Source organism: Streptomyces sp. NPDC059455, assembly GCF_042750115.1.
Classification (GTDB): Bacteria; Actinomycetota; Actinomycetes; order Streptomycetales; family Streptomycetaceae; genus Streptomyces; species Streptomyces endocoffeicus.
In genome coordinates this window covers 1-10,235 of record NZ_JBHYVB010000029.1, presented here as the reverse complement: position 1 = coordinate 10,235, position 10,235 = coordinate 1, and the positions used below count along the sequence as shown (strand labels likewise).

Below are 10,235 nucleotides of genomic sequence, written 5' to 3'. Positions count from 1 at the left end.
TCCCCGCCGCCGCCCACGCCCCCCGACCCCCACCCCCCCCCGCTCCCCCCCCCCCCGCGGGCCACCCACCCCGCGCAGGATCCGCGCCCGTCGCACGGCCCCGCCTCCCGCCCCCCCGCGCCCTCCCGCGCGCGACGCCCCCCCCCCTCCCCCCGCCCCCCCCACCGGCGCGGCGGGCTCCTCGCCCCTGGGCAACGCCCGGATCACCGTCTACAACGCCGAGAAGACCTGCCAGCACAAGCGCGTCCGCGAGTGCTCCCTGGGCCTGGCCGAGGATCCGTACCAGGCCTACCGCCCGTCGAACATCGTGGGCCGGGCCTGGCACGGCGATGCGCTGCGCGCCGACTGCCGCATCGCCAACGGCGTCACGGTGACCGACGAGGCGGGCGGGCACAGCAGCATGTGGTTCCGCGTCGCCAAGGACGGCAAGCGGATGTGGGTGCCGGGCATCCGGATCCGCCAGGACCAGGTGCAGTACTCCACGCTGCCCAACTGCCCGGACTGACCCCCGGTCAGGAACCCGGCCGGGCGGTTCCGGCCCTTCGGTTCAGTCGTCCATCCCGGCGAGGACCAGCGGCAGCCGGTTCGCGCCGCCCTCGGTGATCCGCACCGGGACGCCCCAGTCCTGCTGGTGCACATGGCACGCCGGGTACTCGTTCGCACCCGCGGCGGAGCCGCTATTGGGATCAGTGTCGTCACAGGAGGCGGCCATCGCCGAGACGTGCAGCACGCCCTCGGTCACGCCCTCCGTAAGGACGAGCTCACGGTTCAGATCCGTCCCCGCGCCGTCGCCCCCGGCCAGCAGCTCCGGCGGGGTGGAGCTGACCAGCAGCCGGGTGGAGGGGCCGTAGCGGGTGTCCAGCTTCTGCCCCTCGGGCGCCTGGAAGACCACGTCAAGACGGAGCGTCCCCGGGGCGATGTCGGTCGCGGCGCGCTGGGTGCGGTGGGCCACCGCCTCGACCCTTACGGCCTCCTCCGGCAGCCGCAGCCGGGTCAGCCGGTGCCGGGCGGACTCCACCACGACGATGTCCCCGTCGGCCAGGACCGCGCCGGAGGGCTCGCGCAGATCCGTGGCGAGCGTGGAGACCTCGCCGCTGGCCGGGTCGTAGCGGCGCAGCGCGTGGTTGTAGGTGTCCGAGATCGCCACCGAGCCGTCGGGCAGCGCGGTGACGCCCAGCGGATGCTGGAGCAGCGCAGAAACGGCGGCGCCGTCCCGGTGGCCGAAGTCGAAGAGCCCGGTGCCGACGGCCGTACGGACCGTGAAGCCCTTACCGTCGCGCTCGACGTAGCGCACCGCGGAGGTCTCGGAGTCCGCGATCCACAGCCGGTCCTCGGTCGCGGCGAGCCCGGAGGGCTGGGCGAACCACGCCTCCTCGGCCGGGCCGTCGACCAGGCCCTCGTTGGTGGTCCCGGCGGCGGCCCGTACGGTCCCGGTCTCCGGGTCGTAGGTCCACAGCTGGTGGACGCCCGCCATGGCGATCCACAGCCGGCCGGCGAACCAGGCCACGTCCCAGGGGGAGGACAGGTCGACCTCGCGGGCGGGCCCCTCGGTGGGCGACCCCTGCCACCACTGGCGGCCGGTCCCGGCGAGCGTGGTGACCTCGCCGGTGGCCGGGTCGTAGCGGCGCAGCGCGTGGTTCACGGTGTCGGCGACGGCCACGGTGCCGTCGGGGAGCAGGGCGAGCCCCTGGGGCTCGCTGAACCGCGCCCGCTCGCCCGTGCCGTCGGTAAGGCCGCGCTCGCCCGCGCCGATCCGCCGCACCACGCTCTCGCCGTCCGCCGCGAGCTCCACCAGCCGATGGCGGGTGGTGTCCGAGACGAGGAAGGTGCCGCCGGGCAGCAGCAGCGCCTTACCGGGGAAGCGGAGCTCGGTGGGGACCGGCTCCGGGGGCACGTACGGGCCGTCGCCGCGCCGCAGGGTGCCCTTGGCGGCGTGCTCGGCCTCCAGCTGCCCCACGAGGGTCTCCAGGGCGTGGGCGTGGCCCTCGCCCGCGTGCTGGGCGACCACATAGCCCTCGGGGTCGATGACGACGAGGGTGGGCCAGGCCCGCACCGCGTACTGCTTCCAGGTGGCCAGCTCGGGGTCGTCGAGGACCGGGTGGTGCACCTCGTAGCGCTCGACCGCGTCCACGACCGCCTGGTGCTCGGCCTCGTGGACGAACTTCGGCGAGTGCACGCCGACGATCACCACGGTGTCGCGGTGCTTCTCCTCCAGCTCGCGAAGTTCGTCCAGGACATGCAGGCAGTTCACACAGCAGAACGTCCAGAAGTCGAGGATGACGATGCGTCCTCGCAGGTCGGTGAGGGTGAGGTCGGTACCGCCGGTGTTGAGCCAGCCGCCCCGGCCGATCAGCTCGGGGGCGCGGACGCGTGCACGTGAAGCCATATCCGTATGAAACAGCAGTCCCGGTCGTGCCATTCCCTCGCCCCCGGCGGCTTTCCACCGATGCGTACGGGTACGTCCGGAGATAAGGCCGGGGCGGGCGCACACTACCATCGCGGGCAGGCCGCGAGCCGCCGATCCGGGCCTACGATCAGACCGGAAAGCACTGCCCGTGCGCTCGTGGGCAGCGTAACTTGAACGCACACACCAGCACCCAGCCCGCGCACCAACCGCCCGAGGGGTCCCGTGACCGTCCATCCCAGCCTTCAGACCTCCATCGACGCCTGGACGCACTCCATCGACGCGATAACGGAGTTGGTCAACCCGCTAGCGGAGAGCGAGTGGAACCGCGCCACCGAGTGCCCGGGATGGTCGGTGCGGGACGTCGTTTCGCATGTGATCGGCCTCGAATGCGAGATGCTCGGCGATCCCCGCCCCATCCACACCCTGCCGCGCGACCTCTACCACGTCACCAACGAGCTGTCGCGGTACATGGAGGTCCAGGTCGACGTACGGCGCTGCCACACCGCGCCCGAGATGACCTCCGAGCTGGAGTACACCGTCATCCGGCGGGGCCGCCAGCTGCGGAACGAGAAGCGCGAGCCGGACGCCATGGTGCGCTGGCCCGGCGGCACCGAGGTGGCGCTGGGGGAGGCCCTGACGCGGCGGGTCTTCGACATCTGGGTGCACGAACAGGATCTGCGCCGGGCCCTGAACAAGCCGGGCAACCTCGACTCGCCGGGCGCCACGATCACCCGTGATCTGCTGCTGTCGGGGCTGCCGAAGGTGGTCGCCAAGGACGCGGGCGCGGCGCCCCATTCGGCCGTCGTCTTCGATGTGCACGGCCCGATGGAGTTCATGCGGACGGTCCGGGTCGACCCGGACGGCCGGGGCAGCATCGACGGCAGCGTCTCGCTGGGGCCGACGGTGACCCTCGCCCTGGACTGGGAGACCTACGTCCGGCTGGCCTGTGGGCGGGTGCGGCCCGAGGCGGTCTCGGAGCGGCTGAAGATCGAGGGCGACCAGCAGCTGGCGGAGGCGATCCTCCAGAACTTCGCGGTCACGCCGTAGCGCTCCGGGCTCCGGGGACCGGAGGGCCACGGCGTCACGCCGGTACGTGCACCGCCTCGACGCGGCTCGCGACCACGCGCTCGCGCTCCCGGCGGTGCGCCCGTCCGCGCAGCCGCAGGATCTGGATGACGCCGAGCGCCTGCAGCACGAACACCGAGGCGAACGCGATCCGGAAGTTCTCGCCGGTCAGGTCCAGCAGGACGCCGACGGCCAGCAGAGTGGTCATCGAGGCCGTGAAGCCGCCCATGTTGACGATTCCCGAGGCGGTGCCGGTCCGCTCGGGCGGATTCGCGGGCCGGGCGAAGTCGAAGCCGATCATCGACGCGGGCCCGCAGGCCCCGAGCACCGCACACAGGACGATCAGCAGCCACATGGGCGCGTGGGTGGACGGCCAGAACAGCACGGTGCCCCACAGCAGCGCGGTGGCGCCGACCGTGCCGAGGGCCAGCGGGGCGCGGGCGGCGTGGTGCCGGGCGATGACCTGCCCGTAGACCAGGCCGACCGCCATGTTGGACAGCACCACCAGGGTCAGCAGCTGACCCGCGGTCGCCCGGGACAGCCCCTCGGCCTCGACCAGGAACGGCATCCCCCACAGCAGCAGGAACACCATCGCCGGGAACTGGGTGGTGAAGTGCACCCACATGCCCAGCCGGGTGCCGGGCTCGCGCCAGGCGTCCGCGATCTGCCGGCGGACGTAGTCGGCGCCCATATGGGAGGCGGGCGCGGGCTCGAAGCCCTTCGGGTGGTCCTTGAGGAAGAGCAGCACCAGGACGAAGACGGCCACCCCGCCGAGCGCGCTGCCCGCGAAGGTCGTGGTCCAGCCGGCGCTGTGCAGCGCGCGGGCGATCACCAGGGTGGAGATCAGGTTGCCCGCCATCCCGAAGAGCGCCGCGACCTGGGCGATCATCGGCCCCCGGCGGGCCGGGAACCAGCGCGAGCCGAGCCGCAGCACGCTGATGAAGGTCATCGCGTCACCGCAGCCGAGCAGCGCCCGGGAGACCAGCGCCATCGTGTACGAGTGGGAGAACGCGAAGCCGAACTGGCCCAGGGTGAAGAGCACCACGCCGAGCATGAGCACCTTACGGGTGCCGAGACGGTCGACCATGAGCCCGACCGGTATCTGCATCCCGGCGTAGACCAGCACCTGGAGGATGGAGAAGGTCGACAGCGCCGAGGAGTTGATGTGGAAACGCTCGGCGGCGTCGATACCGGCGACACCGAGGCTGGTGCGATAGGTGATGGCGACGAAGTAGACGGCGACGCCCAGGCTCCATACGGCGACGGCACGACGTCCGCCGGGTGGATCACCGGGCAACTGGGCCGAGGTCATCGCGCCTCACCCCGGGCGAGGTTGTTCACCCAGCTGATGTGGCGCTGCACCAGCCCGGACGCGAAACCGGCGTCCCCGGCGCGCAGGGCCTGGAGGATCTCCGTGTGCTCGGTGATGTTCTTGGCGATGCGGTCGGGCTCGGCGTGCATGGTGGCCACACCCATCCGCAGCTGGCGGTCCCTCAACTGGTCGTACAGCTGCGCCAGGATGGCGTTTCCCGCCGCCCGGACGATCGCCGCGTGGAAGCAGCGGTCGGCGGCGGCGAAGGCGGCCAGGTCCCCGGCCGCGGCGTGCACCCGCTGCTCCTCCAGGATCTCCTCGAGCCGGGCCAGCAGCCGCCCACCGGCCGGGACGACCTTGGCGACCGCGTGCTGCTCCACCAGCAGCCGGGTCTCGACCACGTCCGCGATCTCCTGGGAGGAGACCGGCAGCACCAGGGCGCCCTTCTTCGGATAGAGCTTGAGCAGCCCCTCGGCCTCCAGGCGCAGCAGCGCCTCCCGCACGGGGGTGCGGGAGACCCCGACGGCGTCCGCGAGTTCGCCCTCGCTCAACAGTGTGCCGCCCTCGTAGCGGCGGTCGAGGACGGCTTGTTTGACGTGGTGGTAGACGCGTTCGGCGGCAGGGGGCGGCTTGGTGGCCGTATCGGCGGGACTCATGATGCGCACATCATAGATACAAGATGCATGCGCACTCATCCCCCGTCCGCGATGCGGACGGGGGATGAGTATCAGAAGGTGATCAGGCCCATGTGATCAGGCGCTTGGGACGCTCCAGGACGGCCGCGACGTCCGCGAGCACCTTGGAGCCCAGTTCGCCGTCGACCAGCCGGTGGTCGAAGGAGAGCGCCAGCGTGGTCACCTGGCGCGGCTTGACCTCGCCCTTGTGGACCCACGGCTGGAGCTTGACCGCGCCGAAGGCGAGGATCGCCGACTCCCCGGGGTTGATGATCGGGGTGCCCGCGTCGATGCCGAAGACGCCGACGTTGGTGATGGTGATCGTGCCGCCGGACATCGCCGCCGGGGTGGTCTTGCCCTCACGGGCGGTGGTGACCAGCTCACCCAGGGCGGACGCCAGTTCGGGCAGGGTCTTGGCGTCGGCGTCCTTGATGTTGGGGACGATCAGCCCGCGCGGTGTCGCCGCCGCGATGCCCAGGTTGACGTAGTCCTTGTAGACGATCTCCTGGTTGTCCTCGTCCCAGGTGGCGTTGATGTCCGGATTGCGCCGGATGGCTACCAGCAGGGCCTTGGCGACCAGCAGCAGCGGGTTGACCCGCAGCCCGGACAGCTCCGGGTCCTGCTTGAGGTCGGCCACGAGTTTCATCGTGCGGGTCACGTCGACCGTCACGAACTCGGTCACATGCGGGGCGGTGAAGGCGCTGTGGACCATCGCCTGCGCGGTGGCCTTCCGTACGCCCTTCACGGGCACCCGGCGCTCCCGGCCCTCGACGGCCTTGACGGCCGTGGACGGGGCCGCCACGGGCGTCTCCCGGGCCGCCTGGACGGCCTCGGCGGCCGCGTGGACGTCCTCGCGGGTGATGATCCCGTCCGCCCCGCTCGGGGTGACCGTCTCCAGGTCGATGCCCAGATCCTTGGCCAGCTTGCGGACCGGGGGCTTGGCCAGCGGCCGCGCGGTCCGGCCGCTGCCGTTCAGCTCGGGCGAGGGCGAGGGCGAGGGCGCGGGCGCGGCCTCGGGGCGCGCGGGCGCGGGAGCGGGCTCCTGGGGCGCTGCCCCGGCGGAGGGGGCGGGCGCCGACCGCTGGAGGCCCGGCAGCGGCTTGCGCGGACGGCGCTTGGTGGAGGCGGGCGCCGCCCCGTAGCCGACCAGATTGGCCTGGCGGCCCGCCTTCTCCTCGGGCTCGGCGGCGGCCGGCTGCTCGGCGGCGGGGGCCTCGGCGGGAGCGGCCTGGGGTGCCGCCTCCCCCGCTCCGGGGTTGGTGTCCACCGAGATGATGGGCGTGCCCACGTCCACGGTGCTGCCCTCGTCGAAGCGCAGCTCGTGCACCACGCCGTCGAAGGGGATGGGCAGCTCGACGGCGGCCTTGGCGGTCTCGACCTCGCACACCACCTGACCGTCGGTCACGGTGTCGCCCGGCGCCACGAACCACTTGAGGATCTCGGCCTCGGTCAGCCCCTCGCCCACATCGGGCATCTTGAACTCACGGAAGCGCTGTTCGACTGCGGTCATCGTCACGATCTCCTCAAGCCCTTCAGTACGCCAACGCGCGGTCTACGGCGTCGAGCACCCGGTCCAGCCCCGGAAGGTACTCGTCCTCGAGCCGTGACGGCGGGTACGGCGAGTGGAAGCCGCCGACCCGCAGCACCGGCGCCTGGAGGTGATAGAAGCACCTCTCGGTGATGCGCGCGGCGATCTCCGACCCGGTACCCAGGAATACCGGTGCCTCGTGGACGACGACCAGCCGCCCCGTCCGCTCCACGGAACGCTGGATCGAGTCGAAGTCGATCGGCGACATCGACCGCAGGTCCAGGACCTCGATCGACTTGCCCTCCTCGGCGGCGGCCGCGGCGGCGTCCAGGGCGACCTTCACCATCGGGCCGTAGGCCGCGAGCGTCAGGTCCGACCCTGGCCGCACCACCCGGGCGGCGTGCAGCGGGCCGGGGATCGCGGCGGTGTCGACCTCGGACTTGTCGTGGTAGCGGCGCTTGGGCTCGAAGTAGATCACCGGGTCATCGCTGTCGATGGCCTGCTGCAGCATCCAGTAGGCGTCGGAGGCGTTGGCCGGCGAGACCACCTTCAACCCCGCCACATGCGCGAACAGCGCCTCCGGCGACTCGCTGTGGTGCTCCACCGCGCCGATGCCGCCGCCGTACGGAATGCGGACGACGACCGGCAGCTTCACCTTGCCGAGCGAGCGTGCGTGCATCTTGGCGAGCTGGGTGACGATCTGGTCGTAGGCGGGAAAGACGAAACCGTCGAACTGGATCTCCACCACCGGGCGGTAGCCGCGCAGCGCGAGCCCGATCGCGGTGCCCACGATGCCGGACTCGGCGAGCGGGGTGTCGATGACCCGGTCCTCGCCGAAGTCCTTCTGGAGCCCGTCGGTGACGCGGAAGACGCCTCCCAGCTTGCCGACGTCCTCGCCCATGATCAGGACCTTGGGGTCGGTCTCGAGGGCAGTCCGCAGGGACGCGTTGATCGCCTTGGAGAGCGACATCTTCTCGGCGGCCATGTCAGATGCCTTCCTCAGCGGTGACGAACGAAGCCTGGTACTCGGCGAACTGCGCCCGCTCCTCGTCGACGAGGGCGTGCCCATCGGCGTAGATGTGCTCGAACATCGCCATGTCCTCGGGGTCGGGCATGGCCCGTACCGCGTCCCGAACCCGTTTGGCCAGCGCGTCGCTCTCCCGCTCGAGGTCGGCGAAGTACGCGTCGTCCGCCAGGCCCTCGCGGGTCAGCAGGGTGCGCAGCCGCAGGATCGGGTCCTTGGTCTCCCACAGTTCCCGCTCCTCGGGCGAGCGGTAGCGCGTGGGGTCGTCGGAGGTGGTGTGGGCGCCCATGCGGTAGGTGAACGCCTCGATGAGCATCGGGCCCTGCCCGGTGCGCGCCCGCTCCAGCGCGGCCTTGGTGACGGCCAGACAGGCGAGCACGTCATTGCCGTCCACCCGCACCCCGGGGAAGCCGAAGCCCTGGGCACGCTGGTAGAGCGGCACCCGGGTCTGCTTCTCGGTGGGCTCGGAGATGGCCCACTGGTTGTTCTGGCAGAAGAAGACGACCGGGGCGTTGTAGACCGCGGAGAAGGTGAACGATTCGGCGACATCGCCCTGGCTGGAGGCGCCGTCGCCGAAGTAGGCCAGGACCGCGGCGTCCGCGCCGTCCTTGGCCACGCCCATCGCGTAGCCGGTCGCGTGCAGCGTCTGCGAGCCGATCACGATGGTGTACAGGTGGAAGTTGTTGCTGTTCGGGTCCCAGCCGCCGTGGTTCACCCCACGGAACATCCCCAGCAGATTGGTCGGGTCGACGCCCCGGCACCACGCCACACCGTGCTCGCGGTAGGTGGGGAAGACGTAGTCGGCGTCGTTCAGCGCCCGGCCGGAGCCGATCTGCGCCGCCTCCTGGCCGAGCAGCGAGGCCCACAGGCCCAGTTCGCCCTGGCGCTGCAGGGTGGTGGCCTCACCGTCGAACCGCCGTGTCAGCACCATGTCCCGGTACAGACCGCGCAGCTCCTCCGGGGTGGGGTCGATGGCGTACTCGGGGTGCTCGACACGCTCGCCCTCGGGGGTCAGCAGCTGTACGAGTTCGGTCTGGTCCGCAGGCTGCTTCTTGGTGTCCCGCGCGCTGGTGCTGCGCTTGGCTCCGCTGCGGCGCGGCTTGCGCGCGGCAGTGCTCTCCACGGTCACGTGTGCTCCTCCGTCTGTCCGGCCCCCGGGATCCGCCGGCGGCCAGTTGCGGCTCGCCCGTTCCGCCACGGCACACGGGGTGGGTGCGCCGGAGCATGGCCGGGCGTGACAGGTTCCCGGCGGCTGGCCCTGCACAAGGCACGTTACCCAGTGCGTCGCATGTCTGCGAAACCCCACCTGACCTGCAATTTTGCTTGGATTTCCAAGTAAATCGCGTGCGTGGGGAAACTTCCACTGGTCACAGCCCCGCAGGCCACCGGACAAGCGCACGGTATCCCGCTGGGCAACGACGCGGGAAGACTTCGTGTGTGAGACTGGATCCGTGCGCGAAGAAGGAAAAATAAGGATTTTCCTGGTCGACGACCATGAAGTCGTCCGACGCGGCGTACGAGACCTGCTCGCGGGCGAGCCGGACATGGAAGTGGTCGGCGAGGCGGGCACCGCGGCCGACGCCCTGGCCCGCATCCCGGCCGTCCGCCCGGACGTCGCCGTCCTCGACATCCGGCTGCCCGACCGCAGCGGAGTCGAGGTCTGCCGGGAGATCCGCGCCCGGGACGAAAGCGTCCGCTGCATGATGCTCACCTCCTTCGCCGACGACGAGGCGCTCTTCGACGCCATCATCGCGGGCGCCTCCGGCTATGTCCTGAAGGACATCCGCGGCGACGAACTGCTCGCCGCGGTCCGGGACGTGGCCGCAGGCCGGTCACTGCTCGACCCGGTGGCCACCGCCCGGGTGCTGGAACGGCTGCGCGGCCAGACAGCGCCCCAACCGGACGACCAGCTCGCCGCCCTCACCGAGCAGGAGCGCCGGATCCTGCTGCTGATCGGGGAGGGGCTCACCAATCGGGGGATCGGCGAGCGGCTGCATCTCGCCGAGAAGACGATCAAGAACTATGTCTCCAGCCTGCTCTCCAAGCTGGGCATGGAACGCCGCTCGCAGGCGGCGGCGTACGTCGCCCGGATGCAGGCGACGCAGGCGCAGAAGCGGTAGCGCTGGCGCTGGAAGTGTCGCGATGCGTCGTCGGCCGACTGCGGCGCCGTCGTGGCTGGTCGCCCACGCGGCGGAGCCGCACATCGACACAGCCGCGGCGGAGCC

8 protein-coding genes and 1 pseudogene are annotated in these 10,235 nt (G+C 71.4%); 3 read left to right on the top strand and 6 right to left on the bottom strand.

Features of this window, described 5'->3' with window-relative positions; all coding sequences use genetic code 11:
• Positions 1–505: pseudogene (locus ACFXB5_RS13105) on the top strand (XRE family transcriptional regulator); the annotation flags it as partial.
• A gap of 42 nt (positions 506–547) precedes the next feature.
• Here the strand turns inward: ACFXB5_RS13105 and ACFXB5_RS13100 are convergent.
• Positions 548–2,386: an NHL domain-containing thioredoxin family protein gene (locus tag ACFXB5_RS13100; protein ID WP_385206321.1), complete on the bottom strand. Its 1,839-nt coding sequence runs from the start codon at positions 2,384–2,386 to the stop codon at positions 548–550.
• Positions 2,387–2,629: 243 nt separating this feature from the next.
• Here ACFXB5_RS13100 and ACFXB5_RS13095 point away from each other — a divergent pair, with 243 nt between their 5' ends.
• Positions 2,630–3,454 (top strand): maleylpyruvate isomerase family mycothiol-dependent enzyme, encoded by an 825-nt coding sequence (locus ACFXB5_RS13095; protein ID WP_385206318.1) that lies wholly within the window; start codon positions 2,630–2,632, stop codon positions 3,452–3,454.
• Positions 3,455–3,488: 34 nt separating this feature from the next.
• On the opposite strand, the gene ACFXB5_RS13090 is transcribed toward ACFXB5_RS13095, so the two are convergent.
• The 5 genes from ACFXB5_RS13090 to pdhA form a co-directional block, all read right to left on the bottom strand.
• Positions 3,489–4,784 carry a nitrate/nitrite transporter gene (locus tag ACFXB5_RS13090; protein WP_385206315.1) on the bottom strand — a complete coding sequence of 432 codons (1,296 nt, stop codon included), beginning with the start codon at positions 4,782–4,784 and terminating at the stop codon, positions 3,489–3,491.
• Complete coding sequence (locus ACFXB5_RS13085) at positions 4,781–5,440, bottom strand: GntR family transcriptional regulator (RefSeq protein WP_201854180.1); 660 nt, start codon at positions 5,438–5,440, stop codon at positions 4,781–4,783. The genes ACFXB5_RS13090 and ACFXB5_RS13085 overlap by 4 nt, the downstream gene beginning before the upstream one ends.
• Positions 5,441–5,522: 82 nt before the next feature.
• Entirely contained in the window at positions 5,523–6,968 is a 1,446-nt protein-coding gene (locus tag ACFXB5_RS13080; RefSeq protein ID WP_385206311.1) for a dihydrolipoamide acetyltransferase family protein, read from the bottom strand.
• Positions 6,969–6,990: 22 nt separating this feature from the next.
• Positions 6,991–7,971 carry an alpha-ketoacid dehydrogenase subunit beta gene (locus ACFXB5_RS13075; protein ID WP_385206308.1) on the bottom strand — a complete coding sequence of 327 codons (981 nt, stop codon included), beginning with the start codon at positions 7,969–7,971 and terminating at the stop codon, positions 6,991–6,993.
• Between the two features lies 1 nt (position 7,972).
• A complete protein-coding gene (pdhA, locus tag ACFXB5_RS13070) occupies positions 7,973–9,139 on the bottom strand; it encodes a pyruvate dehydrogenase (acetyl-transferring) E1 component subunit alpha (RefSeq protein WP_385206305.1) in 1,167 nt (388 codons plus the stop codon).
• 322 nt (positions 9,140–9,461) lie between these two features.
• Here pdhA and ACFXB5_RS13065 point away from each other — a divergent pair, with 322 nt between their 5' ends.
• Positions 9,462–10,130, top strand: a complete 669-nt coding sequence (locus ACFXB5_RS13065) for a response regulator (RefSeq protein ID WP_385206302.1) — start codon at positions 9,462–9,464, stop codon at positions 10,128–10,130.
• Positions 10,131–10,235: the final 105 nt, after the last annotated feature.